The organism is Streptomyces sp. NPDC033174, assembly GCF_055577795.1.
In genome coordinates this window covers 47,853-65,251 of sequence record NZ_JBVIPQ010000015.1, presented here as the reverse complement: position 1 = coordinate 65,251, position 17,399 = coordinate 47,853, and the positions used below count along the sequence as shown (strand labels likewise).

Genomic DNA, 17,399 nt, shown 5'->3' with positions numbered 1-17,399 from the left:
TGGGCGGGCTGGTCGTGACCGTGTTCACGCCGGAAGACGTCGACTTGGACGGCACCGTGAGGACAGCGGGCGTCCCCGACGTCACCATTTCCGCGCGTCAGGCCTGCCGAGGCCGTGGGTCTCGGGGACGCCGTCCGGCTGCTTCGTCGATTTTGCTCCACGCTTCCCTCAGGCGGCATGAGACGTGCCGGATGAGGTGTTCGAGGTCCCGGCAGTACACAGAGGGGTTGAGGAAGCCCTCAGCAGCTCGGTAACGGTGCGCGTAGTTCCCGCCGCCGCACACGGTCACCACGGGGCAGGCTCGGCACTTCGCGGCCAGAGCGGCGGTACCTAGCTGTCGGGCCACTACGCCCGGGTGGTTCAGCGCCTCGTCGAAGGAGTGGTGGAACACGTCCAGGCCGGTCACAGCCGCCCCGTGGTAGGCGACCTTGAGTGAGTCGACCTGCTCGACGGTTCCGTCGGTCTCGACCACGACCGCCGCCATGGGCGATGTGCCCACGGCATCGGAGGCGGCGGGAAGCCCGGAGAGGAGAGCGATGACGTCGGTGAAGAGCCGGATGAGTGGCGGGGGCCGTTCAGCGTCGAACCACAGGTCGAACACCGCGGCCAGCCAGTCGCCGTACGGTGTCGGCCTGGATTCGCCCGGATGTGGGCGTACGCCGGGCGGGGGTGAGGACCACGTGGCGTGCGGGAGCAGAAATTCCAAGGATGGCGGTGCCAGGTCCACGAGCGACGCGTACACGGCCTCGGCCGGAGTGTGTGGATCGATGGTGCACAGCACGCCGGCATAGAGGTCGGGGTACTCGGCCAGCGCTCTGACACCTCGCGAGGCAGCAGCCCAGGCGGGTCGGCCGGCGTGGTCGACGCGCAGCCGGTTGTGCTGTGGGAGGCCACCATCGAGGCTGATGCCGACCCGGACCTTCGCGTCGGCGAGCGCGTCCAGTGTCCGCCGGTTCAGCCGGGTGCCGTTGGTCTGGATGCTGGCGTGCACGGCGCACCGTCCGCCGGTCGCGTCGGCCACCCGGCGCCGTACCGCTTCGGCATAACTGATCGGCAGACCCGGTCCGCCGAGGAGAGGTTCGCCTCCGTGCAGATTCACCTCGACAGTACGTAGCGCGTGGCTACGTGCGTGCTCGGCGACACGGTCGGCCACAAGCTCTACGACGGAGTCGGAGACCCGTACTGGCTTGTCCCGCCAGCTTCGGTCTGCCGAGTGGTAGACGTAGCAGTAGGTGCAGGACAGGTTGCACCGGCCGTGCACCTTCAGCACGAACTGCCGGAAGGGCACCGGGCGCACACCCGCGGCCCTCAGACCCTCCACATCAAGGAGTTCGCTCGGCCACTCGCCGCTCATGCCGCCCTCACCGGTTTCAGGACGTCACCCGGGACAGGGCTTCAGATCCGGCTCGCCGGCCCTCCCGGGCCTTACCGTCCGGTTCTTCCGGTGAAGCGTGCTCCGTCGCATCCTCAGGGGCCTCCGGACCTGGAGACTCGTCCGGCTTCTCGGGAACGAACGGGCGGAGGGGCCGACGGTAGGGCTCGTCGTACGGATTGTCGTCGGGAAAAGGGTCGGGTCCGTCCGCGTAGAAGGCCATGGCCTGATGGCTCGGCAGCGTGCGCGGCCGCAGAGCGGCGAAGGTGACGGCAAGCGCCGGGCGGCGGCTCGCCGTGGCGAGCTCTGCGAGGTCGGCCGCTTCCATTAGGAACAACGGCTGCGCAGGTGAAGGGGACTCGTCGGACCCGAGCGGCACACCGTCTTGAGTTCTCGACACGAATTCCCCTCCACCTGGCTCTCCTCGGCCGGCCCCACCTCCGCACGAGACGGCTGGGCTCAAGTCCAGGCCATGGTACGTGACTTGTGCTGTGGGGCATGTCTGTGTGGAGCAGGGGTCCCATTTCCACGAAGCCTGCTGGTGTTGAGCAGCGGGCCGAATATCCTCGGGCTCGAACGGGCGGGGGTGTCATGAACGAGGGATTCGGTCGCGAAGATGCGGCCCGGTCAGTGCTGGCTGTGGGCGTATCCGTGACTTCACGGTACGACGACGGTCTGCTCGCGCTTGGCGCGCTGGACCCGTTGCACGAGGCTCCGGGGCATGCCGCATCCTTGGCGAGGGTGTTGAGCGAGTTCGGCTATGTCGAGCGCCGGCGGACGAGCCCGGAAGCGGGGCTCAATGAAGAGATCCGCACGGCGCTGATGTCCAGCGAGAGTTCTGTGCTGGTCGTGCATGTCGTCGCACACGGCACGCTGGCCGAGAGCGGTGATCGCGGTCTGTACGTGGTGGGCGGCGACGGCGGTACCCTCGACGACCCGGTCTCGTCATGGATCAGCCTGATCGAATCACACCCGGGCAAGCAGCGGCCGTTGACGCTGTTCATTCTGGACCTGTGTCACTCGGGTGCTGCCGCAACCCTGCCTTGGCACCAGGAGATGCCGACGGAGCGGCGTCGTGCCTGGGTCATCGCGGCCACCGGCCGTGAGGACAAGGCGTTCGACTACCGGCTGAGCAGGGCCACGACCACCGTGCTCCAGCGGTATCTGGACGGTTCCTTGCGGGTGGACCCGTCCTACCGGCACATACCCCTGCCCACCGTAGGCCATGAGATCAGCCGTGCGGTGGCGGAGCTCAACGCGGCCGAGGGCTATACCCAGCGGATCGAGGTCAGTCGGGTTCCGTTCACCGACCGCACTTACCTCGATGATCTGCCGTTCTTCCCCAACCCAGGCCACCGCAGAGGGGGCAGTGCGCTGTCCGAGGTCGACTCGGGCATCACCTCTCCGCTAGACGAGGCCTTCGACCCACGCCACTTCATGCTGCGCGGCGCCGGCTCCGAGCCGCTGGACCGTGGGCTGGGACAGGGGTACTTCCGTGGCCGGGAGGCAGAAGTCCGCACGCTGACCGCCTGGTTCAACGGGCAGGGACCCGGCTTCCAGATCGTGACCGGCAAACCAGGGGTGGGTAAATCGGCCCTGCTGGGCGTCCTGGTCTGTGCCGCGCACCCCGCACTGCGCGACCCGACGCGGCCCCTCTGGTTCGTGCTCCCCGCCAAGCCGGCCCGCAATGACCGGCTTGCCGCGGTCCACGCGCGCCGCCGGGACCTTCAACAGATCGCCGACTCCATCGCCCGGCAGATGGGCGCCGCCGAAGAGGATCGCCCCGCCGGTGGCTGGGACGCCGAAAGCCTCACCCGGTTCGCGCGCGCCGGAACCGGCGCGGCCTACACGCTGGTGATCGACGCCCTCGACGAAGCCGAACACCCCGACGACATCACCCAGGCCCTGTTGCTGCCGCTGGCCCGCGCGGCCCTCACCACCCATGGCGCAATACGGCTGCTGGTCGGCGCCCGTTCCGCACCGAGTCTAGCCACTCTCATGCAGCTGGCGCAGGGGTCGGGCGGCTACATCAACCTTGACGACGCCCGGCCCGCCGACGTCCGCAAGGCCTTGCGGCAATACGTCGGCGACCTCCTCGCGGTCGGTACACCCTATGCCACGCGGGACATGGCCGAGGCCGCCGACGCCCTGGCCGAGGGCATCGCGGAACGCCTGACGGGCATCAACGGCGCAGCACGTCATGGAATCCAGGCACCGGACAGGACGATTACCCTGGGGTGGGGGGAATTCTTGGTCGCCGGTCTCTACCTCCACCGTGTCCTCGCCCTGCCCACCGAGAGCGATCCGGCCGCCGCCCGCCGACTCGGACTCGCCGTCCCCCTGGGCCTTCCCGAACTTCTCGAACTGGATCTCGCCCGCCGATCTGACCGGCCGCATCTGCGTCCCGTCCTGGCCGCTCTCGCCCACGCCCAGGGCCTCGGTATGCCCGAACGCGTTGTCGCCCACATCGCCGCCGGGTTCGCACCCTCCGAGTCCGGCGGCTTCCCCCTGCCGATTACGGCCGTGCGCACGGCTTTGGCTCAGGCGCGCTTCTATCTGCGGCGTGACGTCGACGTCGACGGCACGACTCTGCACCGGCTCTTCCACGAAGGTCTGGCCGAACGCTTGCGGGCCGACCCGTACGGCTCTCCACGACAGGAGCAGACCTCATGAGCGCCGCCGCGCCCGTGCCCTCCGCGAAGATCGTTTACGAACGACTACTCCAGTCGCTGCCTCCGGCGGAGGACGGCCGGCCCGCCTGGCACGTCGCCGACCCCTACCTACTCCGTCACGCCGCCCAGCACGCAGCCGACGCCGGACGGGCGGACGAGCTCCTCCAGGATCCAGGTTTCCTCGTCCACGGCGACCCCGAGATGGTGAACGCGGCCCTGCGTGAAGCGACCACTCGGGGCGGACTGGAGGCAGCGGCCATCTACCGAACGTCGTACGCGACCCACCGTGCCCTCGCCCCGGGCGATCGGCAGCAGATCCTCGCCCTCGATGCCTCCCGTTTCCGTTCAACGGGACTCAGCAACGCATTCGCCCGCGGCGCCGACTGGCGACCTCTGTGGGCCACGGGGACCCAGGTCACGGCATCGCTCGCCGCGACCCTGACCGGCCACACCGGCCGGGTGTCGGCGGTGGCGACGTCAGACCTGGACGGCCGACCCATCGCCGTCACCGGCGGAGCCGACCACACGGTACGGGTGTGGGATCTCACCACCGGCCGCAGCACCGCGACCCTCACCGGCCACACCGACTGGGTGTGGGCGGTGGCCACTGCGGAGTTGAACGGCCGACCCATCGCCATCACCACCAGCGACGAGGGTTGGGTGCGGCTGTGGGACCTGGTCACCGGCGACCTGGTCGGAACTCTCCTCACCGGCCATACCGGCTGGGTGCTGGCGGTGGCCACCGCGGAGTTGAACGGCCGAGTCGTCGCCGTCACCGGCGGAGCCGACCACACGGTGCGCGTATGGGACCTCACCGCCGGCGCCGCCGTGGGCGAACCCCTCACCGGGCACACCGGCCCTGTACGGGCAGTGGCGACAGCGCGGGTGAACGGTCGGCCCGTCGCCGTCACCGGCGGAGCCGATCACACGGTACGGGTGTGGGATCTCACCGCCGGCCGCAGCACCGCCACCCTCATCGGCCACACGGACTGGGTGCTGGCAGTGGCCACCGCGGAGTTGAACGGCCGAGCCATCGCCGTCACCGGCGGAGCCGACCACACCGTGCGCGTATGGGACCTCACCGCCGGCACCCCAGTCGGCGAACCCCTCACCGGGCACACCGGCCCCGTACGTACGGTGGCAACAGCGGTGGTGAACGGACGGCCCATCGCCCTCACCGGCGGAGGCGATCGCTCGGTGCGCGTGTGGGACCTAGCGACCGGGGTTGCGGTGGGCAGACCTCTCACCGGGCACACCGGCCCCGTGCGGGCCATAGCGACAACGCATCTGAACCAACGGCCGATCACTGTCACCACCAGCGACGAAGGCTCAGTGCGCGTATGGAACCTCACGACCGGCACCCCAGTCGGCAACCCCCTCACCGGACACACCGGCCCCGTGCGGGCCATAGCGACAACGCATCTGAACCAACGGCCGATCACTGTCACCACCAGCGACGAAGGCTCAGTGCGCGTATGGAACCTCACGACCGGCACCCCAGTCGGCAACCCCCTCACGGGCCACACCGGCCCGGTGTGGGCAGTGGCGACAGCGCGGGTGAACGGTCGGCCCGTCGCCGTCACCGGCGGAGCCGATCACACGGTACGGGTGTGGGATCTCACCGCCGGCCGCAGCACCGCCACCCTCATCGGCCACACGGACTGGGTGCTGGCAGTGGCAACCACGGAGTTGAACGGCCGACCCGTCGCCGTCACCGGCGGAGCCGACCACACCGTACGCGTATGGGACCTCACCACCGGCACCCCAGTCGGCGTACCCCTCACCGGGCACACCGGCCCCGTACGGGCAGTGGCGACAGCGCAGGTGAACGGACGGCCCATCGCCGTCACCACCAGCGACGAGGGCTCAGTGCGTGTGTGGGACCTGATCACCGGCCGCAGCACCGATACCCTCATCGGCCACACCGACTGGGTGCTGGCAGTGGCGACCACGGAGTTGAACGGCCGACCCATCGCCGTCACCGGCGGAGCCGATCGCTCGGTGCGGGTGTGGAACCTCGCCACCGGTGCACCGGTGGGGAAGCCCATTGTCGGCCACACGGGCCGGGTGTGGGCCGTAGCGACGGCGCAGGTGAACGGTCGGCCCGTCGCCGTCACCGGCGGAGGCGATCGCTCGGTGCGGGTGTGGGACCTGACCACAACGACATGTCTGACCGTACTTGTATCGCCTTATGGCGCGCAGTGTGCGGAGCTCGTGCCGGATGGCACCCTGGTGTTCGGTATGGACCACGAAGTCATCGCCCTCACCTTGGAACCGGTCCTCAGGAGACTCCGATGAGCAGTCCTACGTCCGAGCCCCTCAGCATTGTCGCCGTCCACGGTGTGGGGCATCACGATTTTCACGCCACTGCCGACCAAGTCCGCGCGGTCCACATCCAGCGGTGGACAGACCATCTCGCCAGGGGGCTCGGGGTCGAGAACACCCGCTTCGATCTCGATTTCGCTTACTACGCCCCCATGCTCAACTCCGTTCGGACCGTTCAAGGACAGGGCGATACGGACGACCTGGGCGACTGTGTGGCCAGGGAACTCGTGGCCGCGTGGCTCGAGGAATTGGGAGCCCCTCAGCCTGTCGCCCAGGGGGCGCTGACACTGCCGCTGCGCTATGCCGCTGCGTGGGTGGCGGAGAAGTTCAGCCTGGACGGCCGGATCACCCAACTCTTCATTCGGCTGTTCTTTCGGGAGGTGGCAACCTACCTGCGCGCTGAAGATTCCCCGCAGCGACTCGCGGCCCGGGAAGAGGTCGCCGCCCGGATAGCCCGGCACCGTCCCCGCGTTGTCATCGCCCACTCCCTGGGCACCGTCGTTGCTTACGAGGCCCTCCATGCGCACCCCGATCTGCACGTGGAGTTGTTCCTCAGCTTGGGCTCTCCCCTTGCCCTGCCGCGGGCAGTCTTCGACCGTCTCATCCCCCGCCCCACCGGTAACCCGCCGACTCGCGTGGGCGCCCGCCCTGCCGGTGTCGCGCGATGGGTGAACATCGCAGACTCCGGAGACCCGGTCGCTGTCCCGCCTCACCTCGCCCGCGCGTTCACGGGCATTGCCCTGGACCTCACCGACTCCATCCACGCCGCGTTCGGATTCCACCACGCCAAGAACTACCTGTCCTGCGCAGCCACCGCGGCCACTCTGGGCCCCTACCTGGGCCTGTAGGGCGCGTGAGGATGTTCGTGGACGTGGTGGCCACGACGCCAGCTCCGGGATCATCGGTATGCAGTCATGGTGGTGGAGCGGTCCACGCCGAACCAGCAGGCCAGCACGCCGCGCGCGGACTTCGACGGCTGATCCAAATTGGGCCCGAAAACGAGGGCCAGCGCCCGGACAGGCGCGACGTCGGCAGCACGCCACCGAGAGGTACGAGTACGAAGCAGCGAGAGAAGCGTTGCGGGTCATCGGCCTGTCGGGCAACGCTGTGGGCGTCCGGACCTGTCCGGCCTGGTCAGAGGGGGGTCCGAGATCGTCCGACCGGCCGTCCGGCTGCGGCGGGGCTGAACCGCCTTCCCTCGCCGGTGTTCCGTCGGCTCCGTTGCCGATCGCATACGGAATGAGTAATTCCGGGTGGTCGGGGATCAAGAGATCGCCAGACTGGGCTTGTTCGTCACGTGAATGAGCAGGAGTGGTCATGGAGCCGGCACCTCAGCCGCAATCGGTCACGACGTCAGCCGAGTTCATCGCGATGCTGCGGCGGCTTCGCGGCTGGGCCGGCTTGAGTCTGCGGGATCTGGAGCGACGTGCTGCCAGTGCCGGTGGGGCGCTGCCCCGCGCGACCGTCTCCGGGGTGCTCAACCGCACCGAGTTACCCCGGGAAGAGTTCGTCATCGCATATGTCCGCGCCTGCGGAGGTGACTCGGACACCGTCGACATCTGGGTGTCGGCCCGCCGGCGCCTGGCCGTGGCCGCCGAACCTCTGCCCGCTCCCGCTCTCCCCACGGAGCAGCAAACGGCCGAATCGCTGCCTCGGCCCGTCCTCGCCCCCATGCAGCAAGCGGACGAATCGCTGCCCGCTCCCGCTCTCGGCTCCGGGCCGCTAACGGGCGGGCATGAGGTGGCGGCTGCGGGGCCTGGGCCGGCCGAGAGTTCGACCGCCTTGGAGCAGGACAGCGCGGCGGTTGGCAGGGGCTGGGCGGCGTTCGCGCCCGGGTCCGACAGCACGTCACCCTCACCAGCGGCAACCGCTGGTTCCCCGTGGCGGATACGGGGCCGGAAATTACGCAGAAGGATGGCCCTGGCCGCAGGCGCCGGCAGTGCTCTCACGGCGCTCGTCGTGGGCACGGTGGCGTTCTGGCCGGACAACACCCGCGACGACGGAGCGCACAAACCCCGCGCCGCACGCTCCAGCACCGCTCCGGGAGCATCGAAGCGGGCATCCTCCCCTGCCCCGTCCCCCTCTGCCAAGCCTCCGGTCCCGCCGGGCACCTACCGGATGCGCGCGGCCAATGGACGCTGTGTCGTGAAGCGCACGGATCCGCCTGGATCGAATTGGGTCGGCCTGTTTCTGACGCCATGCACCACGCACGAGAGCGACAAGGTGACTCTCGATGCCGCCAGCGACGGCACCTACAAGATCATCTTCCCCGCCGAGGAAAGCGTAGGCCCCCGCTGCCTAGGTGTCTTCGGCGCAGGGACCGAGGAAGGCATCTGGGTGAAAGTAGAATCCTGCGGCATCCCCGGCGGCGCCCAACAGTTCCGACTTGAGAAAATCAGCACCGGCGGGGCCACCGGCTTCCGGATCAGAGCAGACCACCTGCGCTTGGTGCCGGAAGGGAAGCGGCAAGACCTCTGCCTCGGAGGCTACTTCAATGAGATCAACCCCGAGGAGTGGGTCGAGGTCGTCCAGGCGCACTGTTCTGATGACCCTGGATGGGTGTTCCGGTTCGTCAAATAGGCCCCCTCGCTCGACCGGCCCGGAGTGTCTGGCCGACGGGTGTCACCAGCTCAACGTGGCTCCGACTATCGAGGATGGATGGGTTACCGGAGGACGGGACTCATCCGCCCGGTCCTGGGTGTCCCAGCGGACTGTGAGCGCCGTCCGCGGCTGTGGCGGAACGGCCGTGGGCCCGTCCTTGTCAAGGACGGGCCCACGGGCGGTCAGGCGGGCACGATGTCGTCGTCGCCGCTCGTGTCCTTGGCGCTCACCTCCCACTTGGGTCCCGTCTTGTTCACGTTGATCGTGAAGGTGATGTTGTTGTGGAAGCACATCGGGCCGTACTTGGCCAGGCAGCTCTTGTGATCGACGTCCTGTCGCAGGATGTACCGGCCGCCTGTCGCCTTGATGATGGCGGGGGCGGTTTCTGCTGTGACCGTGACTCCGTAGAGCAGGTCGCCGGCCGTGGTCGTGGTGGCGAAGATGCGCGTTGTGGTGCTGGACGTGAGCGCCCCGGACTTATCCACGCATCGCGTGATGCGTACTTTGAAGTCTGCGGTCTTGATGTTCACCCAGTGATTGCGGGACTCCCAGTGCGAGGTGTAGGTCTGGCAACGCTCTGACCTGGCTGCCTTCCCTGCTGCGCTGTCCTGTCCAGCCTTCGCTGCCTTTCGTCCCTGGGCCTTGGACTTCTTCTGGGACCTCCCCGCTGCCGCGTTGACGATCGTGTCGCCGGCCCTGTTCGTCGGCTTGGCGGTCGGTGCGGTGGTGGTGAAGGCGTCTGTGGTGGTGGCGGTGATGCCGCCGGCCAGCAGCCCTGCGGCGACAGCGGCTACCGCTATCGCGCGGGTCGTGCGGGTTCGTGTGCTGCGCATGCTGATGCTCCTTCGGTTGAAGAGCTGGAGTGGAGTGCCAAGAACGGCACGAGCCGGGTGCGCCGGGGACCCGGCGGCCCCTTTTGCCTGCCTGCTCGCGGTCGTCGACACCGGTGGTGGCAGGGCTGGCCCGGCAGCGCGTGGTGACGCCTTCGACTGGAGGCGTCGCTGGGCGGTGCGGGGCGGTGGAAGAAGCGTTGCGGGCAGTCGATGGGCTGGGCAACAGATTGCGGCGGACGGGACAGTCCGGACTCGTCCGCGCTGGTCAAGGGCGGTGTCCGTGCACCGCCTGACTTCATCGACGGGGGCGTGTTGGGTCTGTGGACGGACCCGGACTGTCCCGGACGCCTGAAGATCTGGCGAGACACCCCCAGGGCGACACAGCCTCCTTACGGGCCGCGAAAGACCCGGCCCCCGAAGGAGGTTGTGATGGCGCAGCAGACCTTGCCCCCGCGGCAGACAACGCGGGAGACGACAGAGCGGACGCCCCGGCAGGTCTCGCGATCGGGGCGGCCTCCGGCTTCGCACCGCAGGCCGCGAACCCGAAGCGCAAGCCGGGGCAGAATGCTGGGCGGTGACTGGCAATGGCCCGTCCTGGGGCTGATGGTGGCGTTCGCGCTCTCACTGCTCGCCGGCATGCTGCTGGCCGTGCACGGCCCCTCAGGCCCTTCGGCGGCAGCCGACCGACCGGCAGTCACCCTCCGGCCCGACACCCCCACCCCGCCCGAACGCACGAAGCCCGCCGAGCGCCCCACCAAGCCGCACAAGCCGGCGACCAAACCGATGACCATCAAGAAGGTCACTCTGCGGGCCGGTGACACGCTCTACGCTCTGGCTCGCACGCACCGAACCACCGTCAAGAACCTGCAGCGGCTCAACGGACTGGGAACCTCGACGTTGATCTACGCCGGAGAGACGCTGCGTGTCCCCGCCGGGCCTGACTCCCACGGCACCGCGAGGCAGTCGAAGGCCACACCACAGGCGTCCGCGCAGACGCCGAACATGCGCCCGCCCGTGAAGCCCACGGCGAAGTCCGCCCCGGAGGCCGTCGTCGCCTTCGCCAGGGCGCAGCTGGGCAAGCCCTACGTCTGGGGCGGCACCGGCCCGCGCGGTTACGACTGCTCAGGCCTGATCATGCGTGCCTGGCAGAAAGCCGGGGTGCAGCTGCCGCGTACCACGTGGGACCAGATACATGCCGGGAAGGCCACCACCCGCGCCCAACTCGTCCCCGGTGACCTGATCATCACCGCGGGCGGCGGGCACATCGCCCTCTACGTAGGCGACGGCACAGTCATCCACGCCCCACGCCCCGGCCGCACCATCACCACCGCACCACTGCCGCCGTCCTCACTGGTCGTCGCCTACCGCCACGTCTCCGCATAGGAACCGGCCGATGACCCGATCACAGGCAGTCGTTGGTCACGTCCCAGCAGGTCTCCTCGGGGAAAGGGTCGCCACCGCCGGTCGCAGGTGGAGTACTCGCCGGCGGCGGTGGTTCGTAGGTGGCCGGGGGTGGCTCGTACGGGGTCGGATCCGGCTGGCGCGGGCTGCGCGTCACCTTCGGCTTCCGGGGGCCGTCCGGTTTCTTGGGCTGGGGCGCCGAGGGGTCCCCGGTTCTGCCCGGAGCGGGCCTGTCCTTGACGGGCTTGGTGGCGGTAGCGCTGGAGGTTGCACCACTCGAGGGGCGGCTGGACCGTCCCGACGGAGAAATCGTCGCCGTCGGTGCGCCCGGACGGGTCACTTGCGGTTCCCCGGGGTCGTCGTCGGGGAGCAGGATCCCCGTGGCAGCCGCGGTCAGGAGCACGATCACGGCGCTGGCAGTGATGACCAGGCCCGGCCGCCGAAGACGGCGCAGAACCTTCTTCGGCTCCACAAGCTCCCGGCTCGTGCCCGGGGAGGAGAGGTCGGCCGCAGGTCGAGGGGTCGTGCCCTCCTGCGTCTCCACAGCAGCCGGATTCAAGCGCTCGCCTGGGCCCGCGTCGACGCCCGCAGCAGCGGCATCATGAGCGCCGGTGCCACCCCGTGGACCGCCGCCCGCACCGTTCGGGTCAAGGTCTCCCTGTGAGCGCTGGGTGGCAGGCGGTTCTCCCGCGGGCGCGTCCCCACCCGGCGCGATGTCAGAGCCACCCTCGAGCTCGACGGCCAGTCGCTTTCGCACTCCCACCCATGCCTCGACCGTCACCGCGTCACCACCGCATGCCCGGACAAAGGCAGCCAGCAACTCCTCCCGGGGCAGCTCCCGCCGGTTCAGTACGCCGGCGAGGGTGGCGCGCGGCAGAACGTCGCCAACCGCCCCCGCCCGCCGTTCCAGCTCGCGATAACTCACATGCGCCCACTCACGTAACTGGCGCATCACCGCCACGAACTGCGCGGAATCCTTGGCCTCCCGCGGCTGTGGCATCCCCCCGTCCACGTCAATCCCCCCGCGATCCCTTTGTTCGAGCTCAGTCATCCGGCAGCTTAGGACAGAGCAAAAGGCTATCGGCGGCCATCCCTTGCATTCTTCGTCCTACAAGGACGAGGCGGCCGCGCCGTACAGCAGTGACAGACGCCTGCTGTTACAACCCGGCTCCGAGATCGTTCATGGCCGCGGCCCGCAGCGGCCGGCGCCACGCAGTTCGCCGAAGGGCAGGCTTATGTACTCGTGCACTGGCAGACCACCGCGTGCGTCACCACGGTCAGGCACCACTCAAGATCTTGCACCCGGAGTGGGCAACGCATACGTACAGGCGGACGTCGACGCAAAGCGCGATGGCCAGTCTGTCAGGTCGGGATGATGCTGCCTGCCGCCGACAGGGGGCATGTACGTGGAGAAGTACATGGGGGAGCTCGACGGGTGCGTGCTGCGGTGCCGGCCGGTCAGTCGACTGTCCAGTCGCGCAGCTGGCGGGCGATGCGGGGGACGCCGAGGGCGCCGGTGGCGGCGTCGCGGATCAGGGCGACGGCGGCTTTGGGCGGGTAGTCGAGGCGGTGGCCGTTCAGGGCGAGGTAGGCCTCGGTGGAGTGCCAGGCGAAGGCCTCGCCCGAGTGCTCGAGGCAGGGGAGTTTCGCCAGGGTCTGGAGCAGGGCGGCGGCTTTGAGGTGGAGGGAGCCGTAGATGTCGCGTTCCATGGCGCTGGCGTTGACCCGGGCGACGGCCGCGTACAGCGGTCCGAGGTCGTCGACCTGCGGGTCGCCGTCGAGGAGCTCGGCGGCGTGCAGCAGCTGACGGAGCCCACCGTCACCAAGCGTGATGAGTTGCTCGGCGTCTGGGACCCGCGGCCCTCGTGGACCCTCGTCTACACCGCCCCGGACAAGGGGCCGCAGCATGCGCAGGGCAACATGCAGCGGGTCTTGGCTGTTCTCGACATGACGACCACCGTCAACTCACCCAACGTCGATCCCTACGTCGAAGTGGGAAGCTACATCAGCAACTTCCGCTTCGAGTACGCCGGTTCCATAGCCGGGAAGCACAAGGGTGCCGTCTTCACGCAGGCACGTGTCGAGCTCGTGATGAGCCAGAAGGATCCAGCCGTCAATGAGAGTGCCTTGCACATCTACGACGCGCTCAAGCGCCCCGAACGTACCTTCCCGTCCTTTCTGGGGAAATCTGTGCCAGGTGAGAAGGAGCCTCTCCATCGCCTCGTGGACGCCAAGTTGATCGAAGACCAGCGAAAGAACTCCATCAAGGAGTGCAAGAAGGTCTGGGGCGAATACTCCGGGACACGGCTCCAGTGTGACGAGTATCCCTTCGCCAGCACCCATGAAGGGTCCCTGAAGGGAAACAGGCGCTTCTCTGTCCGCCTCATCGAAGGTGATGACAACGAAACGGGCGGGCGCAGGCTCAATACCATGTACATAAACAACCGCATACTCGACGGGGACCCCTTCTACGTGAAGATCACCCCCTGACCAAGGAGCACCCCGTGAAGCCTGTCGCCGAGCACAGCGTCACTGCCCGCCCTGACCGGCGCATCATCGAGGTCTACGACGCTGACGCCTACCTAGGCGACGAGCAGGCCATCGAGGCAGCCCGACAGCAGGTGGTGGCCGGCAACGGCTACCACCTGTACCTCCTCTCCCTGCAGCCAGACATGCCCGTCAACGTCACCATCCGGCTCTGGGACACACCACCCACACCACCCGCCGACGCCGAAGGACAAGTACCGGTGACGCTCGAGTCCGAGACAGGCCTCCTAGTGGTCAACCAGCTCACTTTCGGACCCGCCGGAGAGATCACCCTTCCCGAGCCTGGCGTATACACCGGTCATGCCTGGTGGACTGGAAGGCAACCTGCCAAGGCGCACTATGACCAGGTCCTGCAACAAATCACCGACGACTGGACACTGGACCAGATCACCGAGGCGTGGGCGGAGTCGCCCGTCCAGGAACGTTACGTACTCGACCTTGGCTACGCAGGGCCGCCACTGATCGACGAGGAAGACTGATAACCGGGTGCTGCCCGACCCACAGTCACAGCGGGCCGGTGGCCTACGGGCGTGAGGTTAGTTGGGCCGCCAGCCGCTGATCCGCCGTCCGTCGCCATCCCGGCTCGGCCGCCGTCCACTGCCGTCGCGCTGCGCCCGGAGAGCGGTTCGCCCGCTGGGAGACGGACAACTGCGGGAGGCCATGACCTCCTACATCCGGCCCGAAGACGATCTGGCGGCGGAGGCCGAGGTACTCCTGGAACGCGGCTGGCTGACGCGCGATACCGAGGCCCGCCTGTGGCTCACAAGGAGGGGGAACAGGCCCGCGTCGACCTCGCACGCAACGCCCCTGCGATCCGCGCCGCCCTCCACGACGGCATCGATGAGGCGGACTACATCACCACGGTGAAGGTGCTCCAGCGGCTGATCCGCAATGCGGGCGGAACTGTCGCCTGACAGCGCCGCCTCCTGGGCCTGGTCTCGAACGGACGTGCCAGACTGGGTGGGTGCTTGCTCCGATCGGCCGGGATGAACGACGTGGGTGCCGACCGGAGCGGTCGCCACCCCGACGCGGCTGCGCGCGCACGCCGCGGCGCTCCTGCGCGGCGTGGCGCTGGCAGCGCTGGGCGTAATGGGGTTGCTGGCCGTGCTGCCCGCCGTGGCCGCGATGGCCCTCGGCATGGTTGGCGTGCTGGAAGCGGTACGGCGGCTGCCGCGCTTTCGGCGCGAGCTGGCCGGGCGGTGGTCGGACGCGCCCGTCGGCGATCCCTACCTGCCGGAGCCGCCGGAGCCCCGTCCGCGCGAGAGCGGTCTGTACCGCGACGGCAGGCAGCTGCACGCCTCGTACGACGCGGTGGTACGGCGCCGTCGCGCCCGGCAGATGCGACGGGACCCGGCGACGCTACGGGATCTGGCGTGGCTGCTGCTCGTTGCCGCCGTCGCCCGCCACTACGTCGGCCTCGTCAAGATCGGCCGGTTCGGCATGACAGCACCGAGCCGGACACCGATACCGCAGCGCTTCGACGCCCTGGACGGATCCTTCTTCTCCCTCGGCCAGTCCGACGCCTACTACGACAAACTCTGGGACCTGGGCGCCGACGTCCAGCGCACGATCCTGCACGCACTGAAAGACGCCTCTGCCGACCAGGGCCTCTACTCCCGCGCCCGTGATGAGCCGGTGATGCAGAAATCCCTGCTCCGATCCCTCTCAGAGGTCGGTTCGTGAGGTGATGTCCGTTTCCTGGTGAGGTTGGGGGCGGGAGTACTGGTGGCGGGGATTCGGGAGGCTACTGCTTCCTGGTGAAGCTGCCGGCGTCTCGGTGAGGACGTCGAGCTTGACCAGGTGTTTCAGCTTGGCGCGGATGCCTTCGATGTTCTTCGGCAGCAGCTCGTGGTCGAGGGCTTCGCAGACATCACGGGCCCGCAGCATGGCGGTGGCCTCGTTGAAGACGGCGAGGATGCGGGGGTAGTCCGGATGCTCGGGCAGGCCGGGCGAGGAGGTCTGGGCCGGCAGGCGGTCAGCGAGGCCGGTGACGGTACGCGGCAGACGTCGACAGGCGGTCGCCTGTCTTGAACGGGGTCCAGCGGCCCCGGGGGAACGGAAAGTTCTGGCCCCACCCACTGAACGGGCGGGCGACCGTTCACCCGGGCCCTGACGGCCTCTTCTCGCTGGCTGCGCTTGTGCCCGGACCGCCGACCGGCCCGGCACTCGAACGCATGACGGAGCCACTTCTCACCGTTTTGGTGGGGCCGGAACTACCCGGCGGAGACAGTCGCCCATCTACAACACGATCTCCCCCAACCACATCCTTCAAGCAGCAAGGGACGAGGACCGCAAGGCGACATGGCCGGAGTTCATCCTCGCGATGATGGTGACGCTCTCAATGACGGCCAGCGAGAGGCACGAGTACCTCAACCGCACACAGCCGCTCGTCGACGCCATGTCGACGGTCGGAGACCGTCAGTGGATAGTGCAGGCGAAGCACTCTCCGGCGCCCATCGACGCGGACCCCGAAGAAGGCGAGCAACAGTGCCGGTCCGCCGCATCGTCGGCCAGCCGGCCCGCGAGCCGCAGACGTTCCGCGCGCGACTGCCTCCGCCGGCCGCGGTTGGGCCGAGGTGATCAGCGGGCAGGGTCGAGAAGGATCTTGCGGACGCCGCCGGCGCGGCTGTTGAACAGGTCGTAGGCCGCGGGGCCCTCGGAGAGGGCGAAGCGGTGGGAGACCACGACCTCCGGCGTGATCCGGCCTGCCTGGGTGAGGGCGATCAGGGGAGGGAGTTCATAGTGAGTCGAGCACAGTCCGATGGCGAACTCCAGCTCCTTGACCTGGGCCATTCCCATGTGGAAGGGGAAGGCCTTGTTCTGGCTGACCCCGATGACGCTGACCCGTCCCGCCTGCCGGACGGCTTTGAGCGCGAGCTGGATGGTGGCGTCCGAGCCCACGGCCTCCACGACGGCGTCCGGTCCGCGTCCTGCGGTCATCTCCCGTATTGCCGTCCGTGCGTCCTCGCCTTCGACCGGTTCGACGCCCAGGGTGGCGGCGAAGGCGCGGCGCTCGGCGACCAGGTCGGCGCCCAGCACACGGGCGGCGCCCATGGCGAAGGCGGATTGTGCGGCCATGAGGCCGACCGGCCCGAGACCGATGACGAGGACGGTTTCGCCGGGCTGGATGCGGGCGCGACGGCAGCCGTACCAGGCGGTGGGGGCGTTGTCCGTCAGGACGACCGCGGCCTCGTCGGAGATGCCGTCGGGCAAGTGCACCAGGTTGACCTCCGCATGGGGCACGGCCAGGACCTGGGCCTGACTGCCCTGGAGCTTGGGGCTGACTCCGTAGCAGAGGTCCGTCGGGGCCTGGGCGCGCTCGCACCTGGCGGTGAGCCCCTTCGCGCAGGTTGCGCACAGGGTGCAGCCGACCGAGGCGGGAACCAGGACCCGGTCGCCGGGCTTGAAGCGGGTGACCTGGCTACCGGTGTCGACGACCACGCCGACGCACTCGTGTCCCGGGGTGTAGCCGGCCTCCGGGCTGAACCCGTTGCCGCCGTATATGTGCAGGTCGCTGCCGCAGATACCGGCCGTGGTGACCTGGACGACCGCGTCGGTGGGGCTGGTGACGGCCGGGTCGGGGACGTCCCCGTAGCGGATGTCGTGACGGCCCTGGTAGGTCAGCGCCTTCACCGGACCCCTCCGTCC

14 protein-coding genes and 1 pseudogene are annotated in these 17,399 nt (G+C 68.8%); 9 read left to right on the top strand and 6 right to left on the bottom strand.

The annotated features are described in order from the left end of the window. Positions 1-97: 97 nt before the first annotated feature. A complete protein-coding gene (locus tag ACZ5VC_RS32030; protein ID WP_469123482.1) occupies positions 98-1,354 on the bottom strand; it encodes an FxsB family cyclophane-forming radical SAM/SPASM peptide maturase in 1,257 nt (418 codons plus the stop codon). Positions 1,355-2,113: 759 nt separating this feature from the next. On the opposite strand from ACZ5VC_RS32030, the gene ACZ5VC_RS32025 reads away from it, so the two are divergent. The 4 genes from ACZ5VC_RS32025 to ACZ5VC_RS32010 all read left to right on the top strand — a co-directional run bounded on the left by ACZ5VC_RS32025 (position 2,114) and on the right by ACZ5VC_RS32010 (position 8,949). Next, complete coding sequence (locus ACZ5VC_RS32025; protein ID WP_469123481.1) at positions 2,114-4,045, top strand: AAA family ATPase; 1,932 nt, start codon at positions 2,114-2,116, stop codon at positions 4,043-4,045. Further along, entirely contained in the window at positions 4,042-6,342 is a 2,301-nt protein-coding gene (locus tag ACZ5VC_RS32020) for a WD40 repeat domain-containing protein (RefSeq protein WP_469123480.1), read from the top strand. The genes ACZ5VC_RS32025 and ACZ5VC_RS32020 overlap by 4 nt, the downstream gene beginning before the upstream one ends. After that, positions 6,339-7,217: a hypothetical protein gene (locus ACZ5VC_RS32015; RefSeq protein WP_469123479.1), complete on the top strand. Its 879-nt coding sequence runs from the start codon at positions 6,339-6,341 to the stop codon at positions 7,215-7,217. The genes ACZ5VC_RS32020 and ACZ5VC_RS32015 overlap by 4 nt, the downstream gene beginning before the upstream one ends. Before the next feature lie 469 nt (positions 7,218-7,686). Next, positions 7,687-8,949: a helix-turn-helix domain-containing protein gene (locus ACZ5VC_RS32010; protein WP_469123478.1), complete on the top strand. Its 1,263-nt coding sequence runs from the start codon at positions 7,687-7,689 to the stop codon at positions 8,947-8,949. Positions 8,950-9,152: 203 nt separating this feature from the next. Here ACZ5VC_RS32010 and ACZ5VC_RS32005 read toward each other — a convergent pair whose 3' ends face one another. Continuing rightward, a complete protein-coding gene (locus ACZ5VC_RS32005; RefSeq protein WP_469123477.1) occupies positions 9,153-9,803 on the bottom strand; it encodes a hypothetical protein in 651 nt (216 codons plus the stop codon). Between the two features lie 564 nt (positions 9,804-10,367). On the opposite strand from ACZ5VC_RS32005, the gene ACZ5VC_RS32000 reads away from it, so the two are divergent. Beyond that, positions 10,368-11,186: a C40 family peptidase gene (locus ACZ5VC_RS32000; RefSeq protein ID WP_469123476.1), complete on the top strand. Its 819-nt coding sequence runs from the start codon at positions 10,368-10,370 to the stop codon at positions 11,184-11,186. Positions 11,187-11,205: 19 nt separating this feature from the next. Here ACZ5VC_RS32000 and ACZ5VC_RS31995 read toward each other — a convergent pair whose 3' ends face one another. After that, positions 11,206-12,255 carry a helix-turn-helix domain-containing protein gene (locus tag ACZ5VC_RS31995; protein WP_469123475.1) on the bottom strand — a complete coding sequence of 350 codons (1,050 nt, stop codon included), beginning with the start codon at positions 12,253-12,255 and terminating at the stop codon, positions 11,206-11,208. Positions 12,256-12,662: 407 nt separating this feature from the next. Further along, the gene (locus ACZ5VC_RS31990; protein WP_469123474.1) at positions 12,663-13,112 is read right to left on the bottom strand and encodes a fic family toxin-antitoxin system, toxin component; all 450 of its coding nucleotides are present in this window, start codon (positions 13,110-13,112) and stop codon (positions 12,663-12,665) included. A 39-nt stretch (positions 13,113-13,151) separates the two neighbouring features. Here ACZ5VC_RS31990 and ACZ5VC_RS31985 point away from each other — a divergent pair, with 39 nt between their 5' ends. From ACZ5VC_RS31985 to ACZ5VC_RS31970, 4 genes and pseudogenes are all read left to right on the top strand, one after another. Further along, a complete protein-coding gene (locus ACZ5VC_RS31985; RefSeq protein WP_469123473.1) occupies positions 13,152-13,694 on the top strand; it encodes a NucA/NucB deoxyribonuclease domain-containing protein in 543 nt (180 codons plus the stop codon). 14 nt (positions 13,695-13,708) lie between these two features. Beyond that, on the top strand, positions 13,709-14,230 hold the full coding sequence (locus tag ACZ5VC_RS31980; protein ID WP_469123472.1) for a hypothetical protein: 522 nt from the start codon (positions 13,709-13,711) through the stop codon (positions 14,228-14,230). A 166-nt stretch (positions 14,231-14,396) separates the two neighbouring features. Further along, positions 14,397-14,665, top strand: a pseudogene (locus ACZ5VC_RS31975) (MarR family transcriptional regulator); the annotation flags it as partial. 85 nt (positions 14,666-14,750) lie between these two features. Then, positions 14,751-15,434 carry a hypothetical protein gene (locus tag ACZ5VC_RS31970; protein WP_469123471.1) on the top strand — a complete coding sequence of 228 codons (684 nt, stop codon included), beginning with the start codon at positions 14,751-14,753 and terminating at the stop codon, positions 15,432-15,434. On the opposite strand, the gene ACZ5VC_RS31965 is transcribed toward ACZ5VC_RS31970, so the two are convergent. Both ACZ5VC_RS31965 and ACZ5VC_RS31960 read right to left on the bottom strand, forming a co-directional pair. Beyond that, positions 15,417-15,638 carry a hypothetical protein gene (locus tag ACZ5VC_RS31965; RefSeq protein ID WP_469123470.1) on the bottom strand — a complete coding sequence of 74 codons (222 nt, stop codon included), beginning with the start codon at positions 15,636-15,638 and terminating at the stop codon, positions 15,417-15,419. The two genes, ACZ5VC_RS31970 and ACZ5VC_RS31965, sit on opposite strands and share 18 nt — an antisense overlap. A gap of 693 nt (positions 15,639-16,331) precedes the next feature. Then, entirely contained in the window at positions 16,332-17,384 is a 1,053-nt protein-coding gene (locus ACZ5VC_RS31960; RefSeq protein WP_469123469.1) for an alcohol dehydrogenase catalytic domain-containing protein, read from the bottom strand. Positions 17,385-17,399: the final 15 nt, after the last annotated feature.

Excerpts from the sequence above, each read along its gene's own strand:
- ACZ5VC_RS32030 (WP_469123482.1), bottom strand. The coding sequence starts at position 1,354 with ATGAGCGGCGAGTGGCCGAGCGAACTCCTTGATGTGGAGGGTCTGAGG.
- ACZ5VC_RS32020 (WP_469123480.1), top strand. The coding sequence starts at position 4,042 with ATGAGCGCCGCCGCGCCCGTGCCCTCCGCGAAGATCGTTTACGAACGA.
- ACZ5VC_RS32015 (WP_469123479.1), top strand. The coding sequence starts at position 6,339 with ATGAGCAGTCCTACGTCCGAGCCCCTCAGCATTGTCGCCGTCCACGGT.
- ACZ5VC_RS32010 (WP_469123478.1), top strand. The coding sequence starts at position 7,687 with ATGGAGCCGGCACCTCAGCCGCAATCGGTCACGACGTCAGCCGAGTTC.
- ACZ5VC_RS32005 (WP_469123477.1), bottom strand. The coding sequence starts at position 9,803 with ATGCGCAGCACACGAACCCGCACGACCCGCGCGATAGCGGTAGCCGCT.
- ACZ5VC_RS32000 (WP_469123476.1), top strand. The coding sequence starts at position 10,368 with ATGCTGGGCGGTGACTGGCAATGGCCCGTCCTGGGGCTGATGGTGGCG.
- ACZ5VC_RS31995 (WP_469123475.1), bottom strand. The coding sequence starts at position 12,255 with ATGACTGAGCTCGAACAAAGGGATCGCGGGGGGATTGACGTGGACGGG.
- ACZ5VC_RS31990 (WP_469123474.1), bottom strand. The coding sequence starts at position 13,112 with ATGCTGCGGCCCCTTGTCCGGGGCGGTGTAGACGAGGGTCCACGAGGG.
- ACZ5VC_RS31985 (WP_469123473.1), top strand. The coding sequence starts at position 13,152 with ATGACGACCACCGTCAACTCACCCAACGTCGATCCCTACGTCGAAGTG.
- ACZ5VC_RS31965 (WP_469123470.1), bottom strand. The coding sequence starts at position 15,638 with ATGCTGCGGGCCCGTGATGTCTGCGAAGCCCTCGACCACGAGCTGCTG.